The organism is Vibrio sp. SS-MA-C1-2 (assembly GCF_021513135.1).
Taxonomy (GTDB): domain Bacteria; phylum Pseudomonadota; class Gammaproteobacteria; order Enterobacterales; family Vibrionaceae.
This window is the reverse complement of the sequence record NZ_CP090981.1, coordinates 2,220,328-2,241,832: the sequence shown is the minus strand read 5'-3', so window position 1 is coordinate 2,241,832 and position 21,505 is coordinate 2,220,328. Positions and strand designations below refer to the sequence as shown.

At 34.3% G+C, this 21,505-nt stretch carries 18 protein-coding genes and 1 pseudogene; 8 read left to right on the top strand and 11 right to left on the bottom strand.

The genetic code is table 11. The features are described 5' to 3' along the window. Positions 1-93: 93 nt before the first annotated feature. From L0B53_RS14560 to L0B53_RS14545, 4 genes are all read left to right on the top strand, one after another. Positions 94-912 carry an O-antigen ligase gene (locus L0B53_RS14560; RefSeq protein ID WP_235060326.1) on the top strand — a complete coding sequence of 273 codons (819 nt, stop codon included), beginning with the start codon at positions 94-96 and terminating at the stop codon, positions 910-912. A gap of 69 nt (positions 913-981) precedes the next feature. After that, positions 982-1,977: a glycosyltransferase family 9 protein gene (locus L0B53_RS14555; RefSeq protein ID WP_235060325.1), complete on the top strand. Its 996-nt coding sequence runs from the start codon at positions 982-984 to the stop codon at positions 1,975-1,977. A 608-nt stretch (positions 1,978-2,585) separates the two neighbouring features. Next, on the top strand, positions 2,586-3,317 hold the full coding sequence (locus L0B53_RS14550; protein WP_235060324.1) for a glycosyltransferase family 25 protein: 732 nt from the start codon (positions 2,586-2,588) through the stop codon (positions 3,315-3,317). Then, entirely contained in the window at positions 3,314-4,381 is a 1,068-nt protein-coding gene (locus L0B53_RS14545) for a glycosyltransferase (RefSeq protein ID WP_235060323.1), read from the top strand. The genes L0B53_RS14550 and L0B53_RS14545 overlap by 4 nt, the downstream gene beginning before the upstream one ends. A 247-nt stretch (positions 4,382-4,628) precedes the next feature. Here the strand turns inward: L0B53_RS14545 and L0B53_RS14540 are convergent, their stop codons facing one another. From L0B53_RS14540 to yddG, 4 genes are all read right to left on the bottom strand, one after another. Further along, the gene (locus L0B53_RS14540; RefSeq protein ID WP_235060322.1) at positions 4,629-5,156 is read right to left on the bottom strand and encodes a glycosyltransferase; all 528 of its coding nucleotides are present in this window, start codon (positions 5,154-5,156) and stop codon (positions 4,629-4,631) included. A 104-nt stretch (positions 5,157-5,260) separates the two neighbouring features. Continuing rightward, positions 5,261-5,722 carry a hypothetical protein gene (locus L0B53_RS14535; RefSeq protein WP_235060321.1) on the bottom strand — a complete coding sequence of 154 codons (462 nt, stop codon included), beginning with the start codon at positions 5,720-5,722 and terminating at the stop codon, positions 5,261-5,263. A gap of 13 nt (positions 5,723-5,735) precedes the next feature. Then, positions 5,736-7,559 (bottom strand): DUF3413 domain-containing protein, encoded by a 1,824-nt coding sequence (locus L0B53_RS14530; protein WP_235060320.1) that lies wholly within the window; start codon positions 7,557-7,559, stop codon positions 5,736-5,738. 395 nt (positions 7,560-7,954) lie between these two features. Beyond that, positions 7,955-8,836: an aromatic amino acid DMT transporter YddG gene (gene yddG / locus L0B53_RS14525; protein WP_235060319.1), complete on the bottom strand. Its 882-nt coding sequence runs from the start codon at positions 8,834-8,836 to the stop codon at positions 7,955-7,957. A 297-nt stretch (positions 8,837-9,133) separates the two neighbouring features. On the opposite strand from yddG, the gene L0B53_RS14520 reads away from it, so the two are divergent. Further along, positions 9,134-9,580, top strand: a complete 447-nt coding sequence (locus L0B53_RS14520; RefSeq protein ID WP_235060318.1) for a gamma-glutamylcyclotransferase — start codon at positions 9,134-9,136, stop codon at positions 9,578-9,580. Positions 9,581-9,730: 150 nt separating this feature from the next. On the opposite strand, the gene gnd is transcribed toward L0B53_RS14520, so the two are convergent. The 4 genes from gnd to L0B53_RS14500 form a co-directional block, all read right to left on the bottom strand. Continuing rightward, the gene (gene gnd / locus L0B53_RS14515; protein WP_235060317.1) at positions 9,731-11,179 is read right to left on the bottom strand and encodes a decarboxylating NADP(+)-dependent phosphogluconate dehydrogenase; all 1,449 of its coding nucleotides are present in this window, start codon (positions 11,177-11,179) and stop codon (positions 9,731-9,733) included. Between the two features lie 26 nt (positions 11,180-11,205). Next, positions 11,206-11,922: a 6-phosphogluconolactonase gene (gene pgl / locus L0B53_RS14510; RefSeq protein WP_235060316.1), complete on the bottom strand. Its 717-nt coding sequence runs from the start codon at positions 11,920-11,922 to the stop codon at positions 11,206-11,208. Continuing rightward, positions 11,919-13,421 carry a glucose-6-phosphate dehydrogenase gene (zwf, locus tag L0B53_RS14505; protein WP_235060315.1) on the bottom strand — a complete coding sequence of 501 codons (1,503 nt, stop codon included), beginning with the start codon at positions 13,419-13,421 and terminating at the stop codon, positions 11,919-11,921. Before zwf ends, pgl begins: the two co-directional genes overlap by 4 nt. A 364-nt stretch (positions 13,422-13,785) precedes the next feature. Further along, the gene (locus L0B53_RS14500) at positions 13,786-14,619 is read right to left on the bottom strand and encodes an NAD(P)H-binding protein (protein WP_235060314.1); all 834 of its coding nucleotides are present in this window, start codon (positions 14,617-14,619) and stop codon (positions 13,786-13,788) included. 255 nt (positions 14,620-14,874) lie between these two features. On the opposite strand from L0B53_RS14500, the gene L0B53_RS14495 reads away from it, so the two are divergent. The 3 genes from L0B53_RS14495 to L0B53_RS14485 all read left to right on the top strand — a co-directional run bounded on the left by L0B53_RS14495 (position 14,875) and on the right by L0B53_RS14485 (position 18,855). Then, positions 14,875-15,639 carry a transporter substrate-binding domain-containing protein gene (locus tag L0B53_RS14495; RefSeq protein ID WP_235060313.1) on the top strand — a complete coding sequence of 255 codons (765 nt, stop codon included), beginning with the start codon at positions 14,875-14,877 and terminating at the stop codon, positions 15,637-15,639. 278 nt (positions 15,640-15,917) lie between these two features. After that, a complete protein-coding gene (locus L0B53_RS14490) occupies positions 15,918-17,639 on the top strand; it encodes a glycosyltransferase family 39 protein (protein ID WP_235060312.1) in 1,722 nt (573 codons plus the stop codon). A gap of 187 nt (positions 17,640-17,826) precedes the next feature. Continuing rightward, positions 17,827-18,855, top strand: a complete 1,029-nt coding sequence (locus L0B53_RS14485; protein ID WP_235060311.1) for an NADP-dependent oxidoreductase — start codon at positions 17,827-17,829, stop codon at positions 18,853-18,855. Between the two features lie 299 nt (positions 18,856-19,154). On the opposite strand, the gene L0B53_RS14480 is transcribed toward L0B53_RS14485, so the two are convergent. The 3 genes and pseudogenes from L0B53_RS14480 to L0B53_RS14470 all read right to left on the bottom strand — a co-directional run bounded on the left by L0B53_RS14480 (position 19,155) and on the right by L0B53_RS14470 (position 21,462). Continuing rightward, entirely contained in the window at positions 19,155-19,886 is a 732-nt protein-coding gene (locus tag L0B53_RS14480; RefSeq protein WP_235060310.1) for an amino acid ABC transporter ATP-binding protein, read from the bottom strand. Further along, a pseudogene (locus L0B53_RS14475) lies at positions 19,886-20,550 on the bottom strand (amino acid ABC transporter permease). Before L0B53_RS14475 ends, L0B53_RS14480 begins: the two are co-directional and overlap by 1 nt. A gap of 129 nt (positions 20,551-20,679) precedes the next feature. Continuing rightward, positions 20,680-21,462, bottom strand: a complete 783-nt coding sequence (locus L0B53_RS14470) for an amino acid ABC transporter substrate-binding protein (protein ID WP_311197299.1) — start codon at positions 21,460-21,462, stop codon at positions 20,680-20,682. Positions 21,463-21,505 lie beyond the last annotated feature (43 nt).

The window sequence follows — 21,505 nt, the reverse complement described above, 5'->3', positions numbered from 1 at the left end:
ACATTATTTATTTATTTTCTCTTTATACCAAAACACATTGTACTTATTATTAGACGAAAGCTGTATTTATTGATTTTTATAGGTTCACTATGTATGTTTACTTATAGTTATTATCAATATTACGTATTAGAGCTTGGCCGTTCTTGGGGAATTAACCCAATTACATATACTACTATGAGTGCATCTATAGCTATTACAAGTCTTGTTATTTTATTTTTAAAAAATAAAAAACTAATGTTAGTATCTTTCTATCTTTCATTTAATTCACTTTTAATTGGTGAGTCGAGAGGAGTTATACTTGCATTTTTTTGTGCTTTTCTCGTTATCTTAATGATGATGAGTATCTGTAAAAAGATAACAAAAAAACATATTTTTTATATTTTTGTGATTATTGCTGCTTCAATGATTACAAATTATTCAGTTATTAATAAAAGAATAACTGAGTCACGTGTTGAGGCTGTGAAGATTGAAAACTCTAATATGAATTCATCAGTCGGCTTACGCTTGCAAATGTGGAAGACCGCAATTATATTAATGCAAGAAAAGCCAATTGTGGGATTTGGTGATGATAATATACATGAGAAGCAGTTATTGGCCGATCAGGGAGTTATTACTCAACAAGTTGTACCTTTTTATCATTACCATAACTTATTTTTAAATGCTATGGTTAAAGGAGGTGTAATAGAGTTACTTTTAGTTTTATTTACTTTGTTCTTACCATTTTATTTATTTAAAAATAAAAAAATGGTAAGAACCATAATACCGCTAAGTATATCTTTAGTACTGTTTTTTGCATCATTGACTGATGTTCCTTTAACACACTCACCTATAATTAATCTATATTTCATGCTGCTATTCTTGACTGAGCACAAGAATTGCAAGCTGTCGACCTCTTTTTTTCATAGCCATTGATGGATTGGACAAGATATGTTACTAAATAAAATTAAAAAACATTTGAAGTTGAGGTTATATAGTATCTTTATGAATAAACCTATAGGTGATTTGAATGTATTAAAAAATATAAAGTCTATCGCAATTCTTCGTTGGGATAATAAATTGGGTGATAGTATTATGTCTGGTTTATTTATAAATGCAATACATACGTATAGACCAGATATTGAGGTTACTGTTATTGGAACCTCCACCACAATTGACTGGCTCAGCAAGGCTACAGGTTGTAATACGGTTCTTTGTAAAAATAGAGAGCACGAAACTGCTAATGAATTATCGAAACTTGATGGAAAATATGATGCTATTATTGAGTTAGCATCAGGTATTGGTGTTAAGGGTTTATTTGGATTACATAATTTAAATTCTCGATATAATATAGGTTATGATAAAGAATCATTAAAAATTTTTAATGTAAATATTGATAAAAGTAACATTCACTTTAGAGACAGATACTTAGCTGCAGCGAAATTATTTATCAATGAGAATATATTACCTTGTATACCTCTAATTCCTTATGATAACAATTTAGTATCTTTGCCATTTCAGAGTTTTAGGAACGTTATAGCAATAAACCTATATGGTGCAGTGAAATACCGTCAATTTGATAATAAATCTGCGATAGAGCTAATAAGTAATTGGTTACAAGAGTTTCCAGACGATAATTTAGTATTAATTCCAACACCTGGAAAAGTAAATGAATTAAGATTTATTCAATCTTACTTCTCATCTGAACGTGTGATTCTACCAAATTTAGCCCCTTCTTTTGAGGTGACTTTATCTATATTATCACAAGCAAGTATTTGTTTTACACCGGATACAGCAGTTGTACATTTAGCTAGTGCAATAAATTGTCCTACTATAGCTATTTATAGTGAATATAATCGCAATTATGAAGAGTGGGCTCCATTAGCTAGTCGTTCTGAAGTGATTTTTAATAAAAGAAAGGGTAAAACTAAACATACACTTGTCCATGACTTTAAATGGATGCACTTAGTATCCGCAAGGAATCGTATACTTAAAAATTAGTCCTTTTATGTTTATATAAAGAATAGAATTAGTCTGATCTGGAAAATTCAACTCTTTATATATTTCGAGTGGATAGACTAATTATTTTTTACTAATATGCCATTTTAGCTTATTTATTAAAATAAGCTATCAAATCGGTTTTTCAAAGAGAATAATGATTACTAAATGCAGAGTCTAATTTACCTTCGTATAAGTGAGTATCATACAATCATTTGTCTGATTTCTAGATTTTTTAAGATAAAGTATTAATCGGTAGATTATGAATAAAAGTATTCATCTAGTTACATATTTTAAATAGTGATTAATTGGTATTAATATTGTGTAGTCTTCAACTAAAATCACTCGAAACATTTTATAATTAACGATATAATGATATATTAGATAATTTAATGGTTGTTATTAATCTAGGGAAAATTTTTGAAAAAATTAATGATAATTATTGACTTCGATGTGATGGCGTTATGTCTATTATGGTTCCATTTTTCGTAATTTAGAAATAAAATTACTGATATCATAATTAAGGTATGGTTAAAGTGCAGGAAAAAGAAATTAGTTTATTTATTAGTAAGATATAACGATGCTTTGGTTTAAGTTGAGATGAAATTATTATGAAAAGTTACGTGATTAGTTTAAAAAGAAATACAGAAAGAAGATTACATATATGTAAGGAATTTGAGCGTGCTAATATTCATTTTGACTTTTTTGACGCGATTGAACCTAATCACAATGAAATACTAATAAAGGAAAATAATTTTACATGTGAAATTGGAATGAGTGATTTAGAACTGTCATGCTTTTTTAGTCATATCGAAATATATAAAAATATGATACAAAAAGACATTAAAATAGCTGCAATTTTTGAAGATGATGTACATATAGGTCATGATGTTCAACATATATTTAATAATATTACTAGTATTCCTATCGGCATTGATATTCTAAAATTAGAGATGTTCAACAAACGAGTCAGGGTTTCGAAAAAAACAAAGTTTAATCATCATTCTTTATATAAATTAAAATCACGTCATCTTGGTGCGGCTGGATATATAATTACTTTATCTGCTGCAAAAAAGGTTTTAAGAATATTGTCTAAAAGTTTATTATTAAAACCGATTGATAAGGTTATTTTTGAAGATCTTATTTTAAATAAAGATATCCAATGTTACCAAATTTATCCAGCAGTTTGCATACAAGATTATAAACTGTATAAGAATAATGGAAGTTTTAAAAGTGATTTAGATAATGGGAGAGTATTAGACGAAAAAGTTAAAATTTCCTTTTTACAAAAGATTAAAAGAGAAGCCAAAAGATTAACATATTTAAGGTTGAAATTTAGATGAAAAGAGTTGCAATATTTTGCCATAATTTATTAGAAAATGGTACAGTTAAAGCTGCTCTCACTCAAGCAGACTTGCTGTCTAATTTTGGATGTGATGTACATTTATTTCTTTTTGAAGATAGAGGACTATTTTCAATTCCTAGTAATGTTAATGTACATTATTTGAATTTTATAAAAAAAGAGTCAACTAGTAGTAAAGTTGATAAGTTAAAAAAAGAAATAGAATTTTTTGAAAAAAGCATAGGTACTTTTGATCTTTTTTTATGTAATTCAACCGATTGTGATCTTATTGTTTCTCATTGTGAGTTAACAAATGTTTACTTCTTTTGTCATTGTGCATTAAAAGAAGAATTTATTATGGAAGCAAAAAGAGGACCAGTCCATCTATATAGAAAAATTAAAAAAATACATGCATTAAGAGATAAGAAGCTAATAACAGTATCTAAAGGTTTAGAAAAGGAATTAACAGGATATAAATGGTTAAAAAGTAAAAGCATTCAAACTATCTATAATCCATTAGATATTGATTTAATTCATAAAAGAATGATTATAGAAAATCCGGTGATTCCAACTGAACCTTATATGATTTATATTGGTCGAGTGACAAAACAAAAAAGACTAGATGTTTTGTTCAAAGCTATAAAATCAATGAAGAATAATCTTAAATTAGTTATATTAACGAATAATAATAAAAAGGCATTTACGTTAGCAAAAAAATACAATGTCGAAGAAAGAGTGATTCTTCCTGGTTTTCAAGATAATCCATATAATTGGATTGCTAATGCCGAGTTGATGCTCTTATCATCAGATTTTGAAGGTTTCGGTCTTGTAATTGCAGAGTCTTTAATCTGTGGAACTCCTGTTATAAGTACTGATTGTCCATATGGACCAAGTGAGTTATTAATAAATAATCAGAAGAACTTTTTGGTCTCAGTTGGTGATTATAACATGTTAGCTAAGAAGACTGATGAATGTTTATTAAAGCCGCCTTTAATAAATTTAGATGATTTAAATATGTTCAGAGGGGATGTTATAGTTGAACAATATTTAAAGCTAATGGATTAGATAAATACTAACCACTATATTACGAAGAACGACTGTTCTTCGTAATAAAAATAATGTATCAATTTGTGAAAATTAAAGAGTATATATGTGCTTTTCTAATAATTCTATGTCTATAACATAAATAAAAAACTGAGGGATAATATATCTAAAAGTAATTTGATAATACCTCACTAATACTATTAAAAGAATGTATAACTAGCGAGGTACTTATCAATATTTTAATACTTAAATCCAGCCTATAAATATTTTAGATAAGATTTAAGTATTGTCTCGATATATTATCAGCAGTTACTAAATCTAATATCTTTGCATTTTTGATATTTGGTGGCTGTTTTAATATTTTATCTGTTTTTAGTGCTAAATTCACGAAATTTTCTCTATGAACAAGAAATTCTTCTTGTTCATTTAATAATATTTCTTTAGGCCCATGCGGACAATCGGTACTGACTACAGGCGTATCACAGATTAACGATTCAATTAATACAGTTGGTAAGCCTTCAAAATCTGAGCTCAATAATAAAGCCTTAGCATTTTTAATCCATGGATATGGATTTTTTTGAAATGATGGAAATATTAATCTATCTTCAATATTAAATTTTTTAGCAAGCGCCATTGCTTTTTCAGGTTTATGGCAAAGTATTACAACCGGTAATTTATTCTCCATGTTCGCAATAGCTTGAAATAATATATCGTGCCTTTTTTGTTTGACAAATCGGCCAATGTGGATGAGATAATCCCCTTTAGGGATTTCACTATTAATCTCATCAGCTTTCATTTTTATAGATTTAATATCAAAAGGATTGTAAATTGTTTGTATACTCTCTGGTTTAAATACGTTATTACTGATAATTTCATTAGCAATTCCTTTTGAAACAGTAATTACTTTTTTCCATTAAGCGCTTTTTTGCAACGAAGCTTTTTATAATATTGTATTGGACCTAATTTAGCTCTTCTTTTTAATTCCTCATTAACAGAAGCGTGAACAACAAAAAATATATTTTCAATTTGTAATTTAGACATAATCAGGTTTGTTCGGTCTAAATTAGAAATAACTAAATCAAATTTTCCGTATGAATCTTCTATTTTAGATATATTTGATTTTACTTCATCAACAACCTTATTGATGTTGAAAAGGCTATTGAATTTGTTTTTATTGTGTATTAAGCAAAGGTGAGTATGAATATCTTTACAGATCGTGTAGTCAATTTCATTTTTCATTATTAAAAAATGAATATTGTGACCTAGTTTTAAAAGATCTTCAGCCAGTGAAAGCATTACTTTTTGTGCTCCACCTCCGTTCAAACTATCAATAGCTATAGCTATATTTTTACTATTTTTCATATTATTGTTGATCCTATTGATTATAAGCACTTATCATTTTTAATGCTTCATTAATTTGTTTGTAATTTTTCTTTAAATCTGGATTATTATGATTAGTTCTATCCATTAAGGTTGATTGACCTAAACCATTAACTTCCAAGATACTTGTTTTATTTATAATCGCATATCCACTATATTTTGCTGATATTAACCATTTTCTATCAATAGGGTTAGTAAATAAGTCAATACCTGTAGAATAATCATGGATTGAGCTTTTTACACCTAAAATATTTTTCATTAAAGTTGGAGCTAAATCATAATGTGAAGTAAAGTAACCTTTATTCCAAGGATTAACCTTTCCTTTTAGAGTTGGTGATTTAATAATTAAAGGGATGTGTATTTGTGCATTTGTATAATTGCTATTATGTCCCCAATAATTTAATTTATTATCATTTAATTCTTGAGCATGATCCCCGGTTATAATAAATACTGTATTTTCAAAATCACCGGATTGCTTTACTGTTTTAATTACTTTTTCAATTTCATTATCAACAAAATGGACACTATTTTTATACCGGTTAAATAATGGTGTGACATTATAATCATTATTTAATGCTAAATAATCTATATTTTCTGCAGCTGGTTTATATACCTGTTTATAATCCTTTGGGGCATCATAACCATGTGGCGCATCATAAAATAAAAAAGAGAATTTTGATTGATTCTCTGGTTGAGATTTATACCAGTTTATCCAATCATTCGTTAAATTAATATCCCTTTCAGATGGAGTTTTTCCCTCCGATCTAATCCTTAAGTGATTAATATTCTTAAAAACGGTCTGGTTAAACTCTGGTTTTGTCAATTTTGCTGATGCAAAAATTCCGAGGTTATAGTCTAATTCTTGTAGTCTATCAATTAAAAGTGGCGACTCTTGGTTTGCTAAAAATGAATGCCAGTATGTACCTGGTAGGCCATAAAAAAGTCCAAATATCCCCGTTCTTGTTGCATTACCCGTTGAAATTTGATTGTTAAAAACCCACGAATTCTTTGCTAGATCATATATTGTTGGAGTGTTGTCTTTATTGAAAGTATCGTACCTCCAAGAGTCTATAACGATAAGCATAATATTTAATTTATTTTTAGGTTCTTCTTTATCTAATGGTTTTAATGGATAATGAAGATTATTTGATTTCGAAATTTTTAACGCCTGTGATTCTTGTAATGCTTTCTCATTTATAAAGCCGTATTTTTTCATTAACTTATTAGAAGTTGCAGGATAGAATAGAGGTAGGTATTGCTTCGAGGTTGTAATTGGCTGAAATGCATTCGCTGCTGCCCAAATATGTAAGCCATGAGTAAGAAGTAAACTAACAATTGAAAGGCTAATAAATAGTCTTAAGACAGATTTCTTTGTGTTCTTTTTAGTACAATAAGAAAATAATAGGTATTGAATAATAAGAATACTTACAATTGATGAGATTACGGTAAATATAGTTGATAATGGAAAATCTACAACATCTCCTGATAGAACTAGTTCAAGAACGATTGCATTTATATGAAAACGATATTGCGCAAATACCAAAGTGTCGATGATCAAGAGGGATAATAATAATGTTGTAATAACTGGTATTAATATTTTTTGTATTTTATTTTTTAAAAGTAAAATAGGTGAAGTGACTATAAATGCTAAAAGCGTAAATATAGCCATTTGACCAATGATCGATACACCAACAAAAACAATACCCAAAAAGTCATTTGGTATCTGAGGCATAAAATAGAAGTATCTTAGGGATATTAGCATCGCAATGATACTATTCACTACAAAATAAGTACTAATCCCTTGATTTTTTTTAAACATTTCTAAATCCAATATTATTAAATTGCCTAGATTATAACATTAGAACTGGTCTTCAGTAATTGAAAAATTACACATATATATTTGCTATTATTTTTTTCTAGTTTTTTAACTAGATCACATTTTTTACTCTATACTTTAATGGTTATGTGAAGTGGTTATGATTTTGGAGCGAAATGATGAAAACGATAGAGCTTGGTATCAATGTAGGAATGGCGTTATGGCGTATGAGATTTCGTTATGACAACATGATTATTCAATCTTACATGGATGCTTAACAACAAAATAAATGGACATTGATATGGATATTATCAGTACAGGATGCGGCAAAGAAGAGGTCAGAGTTGACCTCTTTTTTATTGCCTAAAATTTTATTCGGTTATCTTTTGTTCAATTTTCTACTTTTTCCTAGTCAGAAACCAACAGAGTAGGGAGGCAATCGTCACCATCAATACTCCTTGCCAAAAGATAATGCCCAATGTTAGGTTTAATAAATAAGCTGAGAATAGGGTTGATAACAATGGGGTGAAGTAAGACAAGATAGCAAGTAATACCATATTTCCATGAATAATCGCGACATTCCATAATGCATATCCTCCCGCCATGACGGCAGCCGCTAGAAATAAGTCAATCGTAGCAGAGGTAGTGAAAACCATTACAGCCTCATCACTGATTAAATATTTGAACCATAAACTAATTGCGGTGCCAATAAAAAACCAAGTGATGGCATTTTTTCCGTTAGCTAAATATTTAGTAATATTGCAATAAATAGCCCAAAGAAATGCGCCGGTTAATGCTAGTGAATAGCTTATTGGGTTACTTTGAAAATTGTTTAATAGCGTAGTAAATGATAAACCGTTTTCTCCACTACTGGTCCAAGCAACACCAAAAAAAGAGAGTAAAATAGCGATTAATAAGGGAATTGATATGGGTTTACGACTAATTAATAACGAGAATACCACAGTTAATGAAGGCCAAAGGTAATTAATTATCCCCATCTCGACAGCTTGAGAACGTGAGTTTGCAAGCCCTAGTGCCAATGATAAACAGACTTCGTAACTGATGAATAATCCCCCTCCGATTAATAAATACTTTTTTGGAAAAGAGCTTATTTTAGGCAAACCAATCGTCATGATTAACAGAATTGAGCTGACGGTATAAATGAGTGCCGAACCCCCGATAGCCCCGAGTTGTTCTGTCACACTACGGACAAACGCAATGGTGGTACTCCATAGTATAATGGCACCAATGCCGGCAAGAGTATATTTAGAAGAAAGCATATATAAACTTTAGTTATTATTATTATCGTCAAATTATCGCTTTGTTAATACTACTTAGCAAGTGTGAACGTTCTAATTGTTTGATTTTTATTTTAATTATATTTTGGTTATTGGTGGTTAATATAAAACTTGTTTCATTTGTCGCTGTATGTGTATAATCGCCGTCTATACCTATTTATAACTTCTCACTGATAATAATTCTCTCGTGTCATTTTTGATTGGATTTCAAATATGCTATACAGTTGATTTTATACTTATTATTAAAGTGTGATGGAAATGTTTGGAGCGGTTTATATAATGTTAATGAGTTCAAATCTTATTATGGTCTATGGTTCATTGAAGCAAGGGTTTCATAACCATTTTTTATTAGATCATGACCAAGCAGAGTTTATTACGACTGTTGAAAGTTGTGATTCAATTTTTAATATGGTTTCTGTTGGACTTTATCCTGCCGCAACACCTGATGGCAATAACCGATTAGTGGGTGAGCTTTATCGAGTCAATGATTTTACAGAATTAGATAAATTAGAAGAACATCCTGCCGTCTATTGTCGCGAACAGCGCCTAGTTGTTGATTCACAAGGTAAGCAACATCAGGCATGGATTTATATTTATCAAAAAGAGACCATGGCCCCTTATTATTCATTGAGTGATTCTGGTGTTGTGGAGTGGATCAAGAAAGGTTTATATGGTGAAGTACTTCATCATCAAACTGAAAAGCAACAAGCGTTGTCATTAAGCTGATTCATCTTCTTTTTTGAATGTCTCGACTTCAAGTAAATAGAACAGACAAATAAAAAGCCTCAATAACGTTGATATTTGAATCAGGTTATTGAGGCTTTTTTGTTAATTTCTATTTATTAACAATAAACAGTCATAAACTTTAGCGAGTGATTAAACATCGTACGTTGTTGATGCAGTATCGCCGCCAGTACCTGTCCAATTGGTGTGGAAGAACTCACCACGTGGACGATCAGTACGCTCATACGTGTGAGCACCGAAGTAGTCACGTTGAGCTTGAAGTAGATTTGCTGGAAGACGTGCAGTAGTATAACCATCAAGGAAGGTCAAACCTGCTGTCATACAAGGCATTGGAATACCGACTTCTAATGATTTAGATGCCACTTTACGCCATGCTGCTAGACAGTTATCAATAATTCCTTTGAAGTAAGGGTCTGAACCTAAGAACGCGATCTCTGGGTTTGCTTCAAATGCATCACGGATGTTGCTTAAGAATGCAGAACGGATAATACAACCACCACGCCACATTAAGGCAACGCTACCGTAGTTTAGATCCCAACCATTTTCATTAGACGCTTCACGCATTAACATAAAGCCTTGTGCGTAAGAGATGATCTTAGAGGCAAGGAGTGCTTGACGTAAAGCATCGATCCAAGCTTGTTTATCACCATCTACAGGAGTTACTGTCTTATTGAATAACTGAGAGGCTTCTACACGTTGATCTTTAAGTGCTGATAGGCAACGAGAGAATACAGATTCGGAGATAAGCGTTAATGGAATACCCATATCTAACGCATTGATTCCTGTCCATTTTCCGGTACCTTTCTGGCCAGCAGTATCAAGAATCTTCTCAACTAATGGGCCGCCATCTTGATCTTGGTAACCTAAGATGTCTGCTGTGATCTCAACTAAATAGCTATCTAGCTCAGTTTTATTCCAATCAGCAAAAACAGCTTGCATCTCTTGGTGGTTCATACCAAGTCCATCTTTCATGAACTGGTAAGCCTCAGTGATAAGTTGCATATCGCCGTATTCGATACCGTTATGAACCATCTTAACAAAGTGACCAGCACCATTGTTACCAACCCAGTCACAACACGGTTCACCATTTTCAGTTTTCGCTGAGATACCTTGGAAGATAGGTTTTACTGCTTCCCAAGCTTCAGGTGCGCCACCTGGCATGATAGACGGACCAAAACGAGCACCTTCTTCACCACCTGATACGCCAGTACCGATGAAGTAAATACCTTTTTCGCGTAATGCAGTAACACGACGGTTGGTATCAGGGTAGTTAGTGTTACCACCATCAATAATGATGTCACCTTCATCTAGAAGAGGAACCAGTTGATCGATAAATGAATCTACAACATCACCTGCACGAACCATTAACATCACTTTACGAGGTGTTTCTAGCTTATCAACTAACTCTTGTAGGCTGTGTGCACCTACAATGTTTGTGCCTTTTGCTGGACCATTTAAAAAGTCATCTACTTTTTGAGCAGTACGGTTATAAGCGACAACGTTGAAGCCATGATCGTTCATGTTCAAAATTAGGTTTTGACCCATTACCGCTAAGCCAATTACACCAATATCATTTTTCATTATTTCTCTCCTGTCAGCACGTGGGTTTATTGAATGTCACGAGCTGCATCTGAATCCAAGAACCACTCTGTAGTTCCATTCTTTGATTTAATTTTAGCGGCTGGATAAGGTAACGCTTCAGCCGGTGTTGAATTGATCTCTTTAACAATTTCAACTTTACCTGCACCAAGTACTAAATAGCTAATACGTTTAGCCGCTTCTAATACTTGTGCTGTTTTTGATACGCGAATCTGTCCGGACTCTGGATGAGAAGCAAGAACCGCTAAGTTTTGATCTTGATAATTCGTTGCACCAGGGAATAGAGATGCCGTGTGACCATCAGGACCGACACCTAATAGGATCCAATCAAAAACAGGAATACCATTTTCACAAGGGATAACATCTGCCATCTCTTTTGCAAAACGTTCTACTTCGATTGCTGGCTCATCTTCACCACGAATACGGTGAATATTTTCTGCTGGAATCTCAATTTGAGAGAAAAGTAGGGTATTGGCTTCACCAAAGTTACTTTCTGCATCATCAGGTGCAACACAACGCTCATCGCCCCACCAAAAATGAAGATTTTTCCACTCAATACTCTTTGCATAGCTGTCTGTAGCAAGTAGCTTGAATAACATTTTTGGAGTACTACCGCCGGAAAGCGAGATATGTACAGGGCGTTGTTGCTTGCTGTAATCCAACATATCGTTCGCTAAACTTTCAACTACTAAATCAGCAGTAGCAAATATTCGATGATTTATCATAATTCACAATAATCCGTATCAGTTAAATTTTTACAAGGGAATCGCCAAGCTCGGTTATCACGTGCAAGCAGTTGGTCGGACTCAATTGGTCCCCATGTACCGCATGCATAGCCAAATAATGCTTGAGGATCTTGTTTGTAATCTAAAATAGGTTGAACAAACTTCCAACAAGCTTCTACTGCATCAGTACGTGCAAATAGTGTTGCATCACCATTTAACGCATCTAATAATAGTCGCTCATAAGCCGTAAGCATTTTGGTTTCCGTCATATTTTGATAATGGAAATCCATTGAGACTTCTTTCGCTTCAAAACCAGCACCCGGCTCTTTTAAACCAAAGCGCATTTGAATGCCTTCATCTGGTTGAATTCGAATGACTAGCTTATTTTCTGGTGCTGATTGACCAAATACCGGGTGAGGCGTTTTCTTATAATGAATAACAATCTCAGTCACTCGAGTCGGAAGACGTTTGCCACTTCTTACGTAGAAAGGCACGCCATTCCAACGCCAGTTATTAATAAACATTTTTAAACCGACATAAGTCTCTGTTCGTGAGTCATCAGCAACGCCGGGTTCGTCTCGGTAACTTGGTAAGAATTTACCACGGACATCAGAACCTGTATATTGACCTAATACTAAATTATTTTTTAGATCAGATTCTGTTAGCGGCTGCAATGAGTGTAAGACTTTATACGTTTCATCACGAAGTGCATCGGCGTTGATTTCTGCCGGTGGCTCCATTGCAACCATCGCAAGGACTTGTAATAAATGGTTTTGGAACATATCACGCATTGCGCCAGAACCATCGTAATAACCGCCTCGACCTTCAACGCCAAGTGGCTCTGCGCCGGTGATTTCGACATACTCGATAAAGTTGCGATTCCATAGAGGCTCAAACATTGCATTAGAAAAACGGAAAACCAATAAGTTTTGTACCGTTTCTTTACCTAGATAATGATCAATACGGTATATTTGGTCTTCATTAAAGTGTTCGTGGATTTCTTTATCTAAAGATTTGGCAGACGCTAAATCATAACCAAATGGCTTTTCGATAATAATACGACGCCAACCATTATCTTCTTTATTTAGGCCATGTTTACCCAGACTCGTTGGAATCACACCATATAAACTTGGTGGTGTTGCTAAATAAAACAGAACATTATTTTGTTCGAATTGATAATCTTTTTCTATCTTATCTAAGCGGTTGGCTAAATTAACATAGTCATCAACATCTAGAGTATCAATGGCTTGATAATGGACATGTTGCATAAAAGATTCGAGGATATCAGGTTGGGTTTGCTCTAACTCGTGTAGTGATTTCGTGAGCTTTTCTCGGTAGGATTCGTCGCTATAAGAAGTGCGGCTGACACCTAGAATTGCAAAGTTATCAGGAAGTTGCTGGTTCTCATAAAGATGATATAACGCAGGGATTAGCTTACGATAAGTTAAATCACCTGATGCACCGAAAATAACGATGCTACTGTTATCTGGAATTATCATTATCTTTCCTATAAAAATAGAATTAATACTTCACTGTTTAATATAGCTAACTTTTTGGGTATTTATATTACCCCCTTAGTTATATTTTTTATTGCGAGTATAAATATGACGTTTAAAAACCTGTAAAGTTATACTTCACATGATCAATAATTTATCACTACATTTAATATGGTTCTAAGTTTAGTTTAAACAACCGTCATTGGGTTGATTTAAATTTTTACTAAATATACCTACATCGATCACAGTAATCTAGCAAAATAACATTTTTATCTGCAATATTAGTAACTGAAAAATGCAACATAGCTAATATAGATTAATTATTAGCCATCCTGACCGGTGAATATTCATGAATGGCTCATCAAGGCTAAATCGCCTCTAAGATATGGTGATATTTATACTTAAAACCTTGAGCAATTAACTTTTTAGTACTGATTGATTTATCAGGTATATCAACCACTGGGGGTAAATTATTCTCAGAGTTAACTGCGTTTAACGCTGCTTGGTAAAAATCGGCTTTACTGACGGTATTTGGGGTCGTTACATTAACGATCTCATTAGTAAGCTGGTTTATAGCAAATTGAATAGAGCTTATTGCATCATCTAAGTGCAGCATATTTGCAGGAGCAGCTTTACTGACTTGTTTTAGGTGTAATACAAAACGAGAAGGGTGACGCTGCTGGTTAATTAACCCACTAAAACGTAGAATTGAGTAATCAATCTCGGAATTGATAAGATAATCCTCTGCTTGAAGCATTATTCTGCTATTTTCTGAATAGGCAGTATTTTCTTTTGCTTTATCAAGGGACGCTTCTGGTTCTTCCATGACCTCTGGTTCACTTGGATAAACCGTGGTTGAACTAACCATAATAATTTTTTTTATATTGGTTTGTTGTGCAGCTGAAACCAGTTGTTGCCATTGATGAGAGTATTGCTCACCGGCACCTCGACGAAAACCAGGAGGAAAAGCTCCGATAAGTATTTCACAATTTTGCTTCTTCAAGGTCATTGCTAACGCTTCTGTCTCTATTTGATTGTTCTCATCTGTTAATTGACAAAAAAAGCTATTTATTCCCATCTGTTTTAATTGGCTGATACCATCTTGGGTCTGTTTACTGGCAAAAACGGTGTGACCTTCTTCAGTTAATTTTTTTGCTAAAGGTAAGCCGAGCCAGCCAGTACCTATAATTGAAATGACCATTTCTATCTCCGTATAAATTAGTACGAACTTTTCTTACTTGAAGTAATGAGGTAGTTAGAACACCTGAGTATTTATTTATTGTAATAAGTATATATTAAAACAAAGTAAGTTGATTCTAATGAACATATCCGATCTGTTGTTAATCTTGATTATTTATTAAGCATCTACAGTTTGTACTATTCAATTGATACAGGGATACTGGTAGGGTAGAGAAAGTGAATTTAAATAATAAGAGATAAGGATTGTTACGTGAGAATGAAATTTGTACCAAAGGTGATTGCAGCTTCTATTATAGCATGTAGTTTTTATGCACAAGCTGACCTTTTAGAAGATATTCAACATGATGGTGTATTAAAAGTCGGTACAACAGGAGATTATAAGCCGTTCTCCTATTTTGATGGCAAGGAATATTCAGGTTATGACATAGATGTTGCTAAACACATAGCTGCCGAGTTAGGTGTGAAATTAGAAATAGTTAAAACCTCATGGAAAAATTTAATCCCAGATCTGGATGCTGAAAAGTATGATATCGCCATGGGGGGGATTACTCGTAAAATACAACGCCAATTAGCGGCAGAGCAAACGCAAGGCTATATGACATTTGGCAAATGCTTTTTAGTGGCGAATGGGACGGAAAAGCAATTTGATACCATCGAAAAAGTGAATCGCCCAGAAGTCAAAGTCGGTGTCAATATTGGTGGAACCAATGAAGCTTTTGCTGATAAATACTTAAGTAAAGCAACGATTATCCGCTTTGATAATAATTTAGATGTGCCTAAAGCGGTTGCAGAAGGTAAAGTAGATGTCATGGTAACCGAAACGCCTGAAGCGCAATTTTACCAAGTGACGGATAAACGATTAGATGCGGTACGTGAAGATAACCCTTTCACAAAGAGCCAGTTTGGCTATTTAATTCAAGATGATGAGCAGCGTCTATTAAATACGGTTAACTTTATTATGGATGAAATGAAGTTAAAAGGCATTGATAAAGAGCTAATGAAGAAAAATCATTTATTATAATTGACGGGTTTACCCCTTTAATATTTGAAGCTGCTAGGTTGTTGACTGGGCAGATTCGTCCTCCTCATAGAATTAATCTATACTCAGGGCGCCTCATTTACTTTCCGCCTGATCGAAAAAGAATGGGGTTCAAAAGAGTAAATTTAGGGTATCTATCACTGTTAGATATCCTTTTTTATATTTAATTTTTAACAAATTTATCTTATTTATAACAGTAATAATCTTTAATCATTTACTATATAATATGACACAAATTAGTTAAAACATGGATTTAATAGATGAATAATGACGCTTTCTTGAAAGATCAATATACACAAAACCTCCTTTTTATTCTTATTGTTGCATTTGTGGTTATTGGTACGGGTATTGGGATTAGAGACCCTTGGCCTGCAGATGAGCCTCGTTTTGTTGAAGTTGCAAGAGAAATGGTCAACTCAGGAAACTGGTTTTTCCCAATGCGTGGTGGCGAGTTATATCCCGATAAACCGCCTGTTTTTATGTGGTCAATTGCGTTTTTATATTGGCTTACAGGCAACCTTTCCGATACTTTTTTAATTCCCAATTTCATTGCTGGTTTAATTACCGTTCTTTGTGTGTTTGATCTTGGTGCTAAATTATGGAATGTGAAAACAGGTCGTAATGCGGCACTTCTTTTAATGATTGCACCACAATTTATTATTCAAGCAAAAGCTGCACAAATAGACATGATGGTCGCTTGCTGGATAACGATTGGAATGTATGGATTTATCCGTCATTTCTTTATAAAACCAAGCTTGAATTGGTATATCATCAGCTGGATTGCTATGGGGTTGGGTATCATTACCAAAGGTGTCGGTTTCTTGCCCATTCTTGCTTTGTTGCCCATTTTCTACTTTCATTTCAGAAAAAGTCATGACTTTGGTGAAGCGGTAAGCAAAAAACTATTCTATGGTCCTTTGGCCATGTTAGTGGTACTCATTTTATGGTTACTGCCTGTACTTTATTATGCAGCAACCAGTGATAATCCAGATTTTGCTGCATACAGAGATAATATTCTGTTTAAGCAGACAGGGGAGCGTTACGCAAAATCTTTAGGTCACCGTGAACCCTTCTATTATTTTGTTCTGAGTGTGATTCCAACCTTATGGTTTCCTCTGTATCTATTCTTTGCCAACGGTAAGTTTTGGCGAGTGGTTAAAGACTCAACGCTAATTAAAACGTTATTAATGTGGGTTGTTTTAGTGGTGATCTTCTTCAGCATTAGCCCAGGAAAGCGTGGTGTGTACATTCTTCCTGCACTTCCGATGCTCTCCTTAGCTATCGCTGCGGTGATGTCACAGATAGAAACACCAAAATGGTTTAATAAAATTCTTTCTGGGATTATTCTGCTTTTAGCTATCTTATTCCCAATTGTGGCTGTCGTTAGTTTGTTTGATATTGAAAAGTTAGCAAAGTATGTGGCGGGCAATCATACTCAATATTTCTTCTTCTTTATCTCGGCAACCATTATTTGGGCTGTTATCTTCTGGCGTAAAAGGTTTCAGCAGAATCTCTATAGTTTTGCTCTTGCATTGGGATTAACATGGGTACTTTATAGTTCTTGGGGTTACTCGCTGTTAAATCCTGTTCGTACTCCAGCAAAGGTGATCATGACAAAAGCTGCCGATATTGTTGGTCAAGATGGGGAGTTAGGTTTAGTGAAATTTAAAGAGCAGTTCTTGCTGTTTTCACCGATTGGCTTAACACATTTTAGTTACCTTAGCTCAACTGAAGAGCAGTATAAAAATGCTTGGCATTGGATGAGTAAAGATAACGTGGCAAATCAAGAAAACAAAAAGCGTTATATTTTGACCCATAATCTTGAGCATACGATCTGTTTCGATACGACTAAAGCTATCCCTCTTGGTCATGCTCATCGACGTGATTGGTTTATCTTTGATCAATCGGCGATGCTTCCTGAGTGTGGAGCGCCGAAACGTATAGTAAGTTACCATATCGATGGTGGTGGTTTATATCAATAAGCTAACTCGCTTCATACTTAAAGTCGTGGTGCTTATTCATCGTTAAGATTCGATCGATTAGCTAAAGTATGAATAGTCAGTTTGAAAGGTCAATAAGTCATGGATTTATTGACCTTTTTCTATTTAGAACTATGATATTGATAAAGGTGAAATATTTAGCCTCTTCAACCTAAGCAAGGATGTTCCAATGACTGATTTCAATCGACAAATTATTTTAGCTTCTCGACCATTAGGAAAACCCGTAGAAAGTAACTTTGCTATTCATAAAGAGCATAAACCTGTCCCGCAAGAAGGTGAGATGCTGTTAAGAACGGTGTATCTCTCGTTAGACCCATATATGAGAGGGAGAATGAGTGATACAAAATCCTATGCTGATCCGGTTGCTATTGGTAATGTTATGGTAGGGGGAACGGTTTGCCAAGTTGAGACTTCATTACATCCCAAGTTTAAGCAGGGAGAGTGGGTCTTGGCTTATAGTGGGTGGCAAGATTTTGCTATTTCAACGGGTGAAAATGTCATTAGTTTAGGAATGACCCCAACGAACCCTTCATTTGCATTAGGTGTGATGGGAATGCCTGGTTTTACCGCTTACATGGGCTTACTTGATATCGGACAACCAAAAGCAGGTGAAACGATCGTGGTTGGTGCAGCGACAGGTCCTGTTGGAGCTACAGTTGGTCAAATCGGCAAGTTAAAAGGGGGTTATGTTGTCGGTGTTGCTGGTGGTGAAGAGAAATGTCGCCATGCGGTAGAAGTATTAGGCTTTGATCACTGTATTGACCATAAAGCGGATGATTTTGCTCAAAAATTAGCAGCAGTATGTCCAAATGGGATTGATGTTTATTTTGAAAATGTCGGAGGTAAAGTCTTTGATGCCGTCATGCCGTTACTTAATACCTCTGCTCGAATCCCTGTTTGTGGTTTAGTTTCTCAATATAATGCAACCAGTTTACCTGATGGCCCTGATCGTATGTCTGCTTTGATGGGGCTGTTATTAGTTAAACGCATTAAGATGCAGGGCTTTATTATTTTTGATGATTACGCTCCACGATACAATGAATTTGCGACGGATATGCAAAAATGGCTAGTTGAAGGGAAAATAAAATATAAAGAACAAATTATTCAAGGTGCAGAAAAAGCACCTGAAGCCTTTATGGGATTGTTAGAAGGCAAAAATTTCGGTAAGTTGGTTATTCAATTTAATGAACCAATCTAAATGATTTTTTAGTTTTAATCTGAGTTTAAAAGGCATATTACTGGTTAACTGTAATATGCCTTTTTATATGAAGTTGAGGCTATACCTTTCTTACTTGAAGTTGCTAGGTTGTTGGCTATACTCGTTCGCCCCAATCATATAGAATACCTATACTCATGGGGTCTCACTCGCTTGCCGCCTACTAGCTACTCCAATTACTTTAGGTATATATTGCTTAGACTTGAAGCGGCTAGGTTATTGGCGTGCTCGTTTGTCGCTTATATCTAGCCTTATAGAGCCTCATTTTTTTCTTCATATAATTAAGCAATTCGGTTTAAGAATGCCTTGGTTCTTGGATCTTTAGGACGGTTGAATATCTGATCAGGAGAACCATCTTCAACGATATAACCATTTTCCATAAAGATAATACGATCCGCAACCTCTCTAGCAAACTGCATTTCATGAGTAACAATAAGCATGGTGACGTGACGCTCTGCCAGTTCACGGATAACATCGAGTACCTCTCCGGTAATCTCTGGATCGAGTGCTGAAGTGGGTTCATCAAAAAGTATGACATCAGCCCCTTGTGCCATTGCTCGTCCAATACCAACACGCTGCTGTTGTCCGCCAGAAAGTTGAGAAGGCCAGTAATCTGCCTTATCACTAAGACCAATGTCCTTTAGTGCTTGGAGTGCTATTTTTTCCGCTTCTTTTTTACTCAGATGTTGAACCGTGATCAACCCTTCAGTGATATTCTCACATGCCGTCTTATTTTTAAAAAGACCATATTGTTGGAAAACAAACCCTAAATGCTGGCGTAGTCTAGCCAGTTTTTTTGTATCTTTAGTGTCAGCATCAACGGTGATATTTCCAACTTGGATTGTTCCTGTATCTGGTTGTTCTAAAAAGTTAGTACAACGAAGTAATGTCGATTTCCCGGTTCCTGATGGACCGATAATCGCAACGGTTTCACCCTTATTAATATTTAAATCAATTCCTTTTAGTATTGGCTTACCAGCATAATTCTTTGTTATATTTTTTAGCGTTAACATTAATAAGCCTCATTTAATTTTTTTCTAAACGATGTTGTAGTCGAGTAAAGAACACAACAACAGCCCAGTAGACTAGAGCAACAAGTAGGTAACTTTCAAAATATTTAAAGCTACTTGCAGCTTCTAATTGTGCTGAAGCCATTACCTCTACAACACCCAATGTAAAAGCCAAAGAGGTTGATTTTAATAGGTCGATAAAATTATTCATCAATGGAGGAAGAGCGCCACGAGAAGCTTGTGGTAAAATAATACGACGCATCGCTTGCCAAGGTGTCATACCAACACTGTAAGCGGCTTCTAATTGATGCTTTTCAACGCTAATAATTGCACCACGCATACTTTCCGCCATGTAAGCGCCAAAGTGTAAACTTAAACTAATGATCGCGGCGGTAAATGGCCCCATTGAAACCAATGAAGGGAAAAGTTGGGGTAAACCATAATAGATCAAAAACATTTGAACAATTAAGGGTGAGCCTCTAAAAAAGGAGAGGTAAAGGTCAGCAATATAAACAAATGGTTTGAGCTGGAAAACTTTAATAAGCGCAACGGTAAGGCCAATTATTAAAGCAACTATCGTTGCACTAACTGTCATTCCCATTGTTGTCCCTAAATGTTTAATCACATAGGGAGCAAGCTCAAGCATATAGTTAAAATCAATATTCATATAATTATTATCGTAGGTTCAACTAGGTTTAAAACGAGAAATTGACAGAGACTTTAAAACAAGTCACTGCCAATCCTTGGGTGTTTGAATTTTTTAATACTCTTTATGTAACTGAGTTTAAATTCGTTATTAATGTGGTTTAGTAATATCCGTTTTAAACCACTTCACTGAAATTTCAGCTAATTTTCCATTTTTACGAAGTGTATCTAACGCTTGATTCACTTGATCTCGTAATTGGGTTTCTTTTTCGGTCTTAGCAAATGGGAATGCATTCTCTAAAACGTTAAATTGCTTACCTGCCAATTTAAGTGGTTTATCCCCATCGGTAATTAATGCAAGTGCTGAATTTCTATCCATCACGAAAGCATCAGTACGGCCAACAATGACATCTTGTTCAATACCTGAATCATAAGTCAAGATTTTGATTTTATTATCTTTATCATGGTTTCGAAGTAAAGCTTCAAAGTTTGAACCCAAATTAACTGCCACAGAATGACCGGCTAAATCATCAATACCTTTGATGGTTGTGTTGTCATTACGAACGACAATTTGAGCACCATCATAAACATAAGGTTGACTAAAATTGTATTTTACTTTTCTTGCATCAGTTGCCGTGATTTGGTTTGATATTGTATCGATCTTACCCGCTTCTAACATCCCAAATAGTCCTGAGAAATTTGCCGTTGAATATTTAACGGGGCGATTTAACTCTTTGCCAATTGCTGTCCATAAATCGACTTCAAAACCTTGAAGTTCACCTTGTTTAACAAAAGTGAAAGGGTAATAAGTACCAGACATACCCACTCGAATTGGTTCAGCCTGAGTCGCGGTATCTTTCTTCTCACCATTACAACCAACAAGTCCAACTGTAAGAAGAACAAGGGATGCGATTGTGATTATGCGCTTAAACATTGGTAGCTCCATTAACATAGTGTTCATAAATTATAGAAGAAAA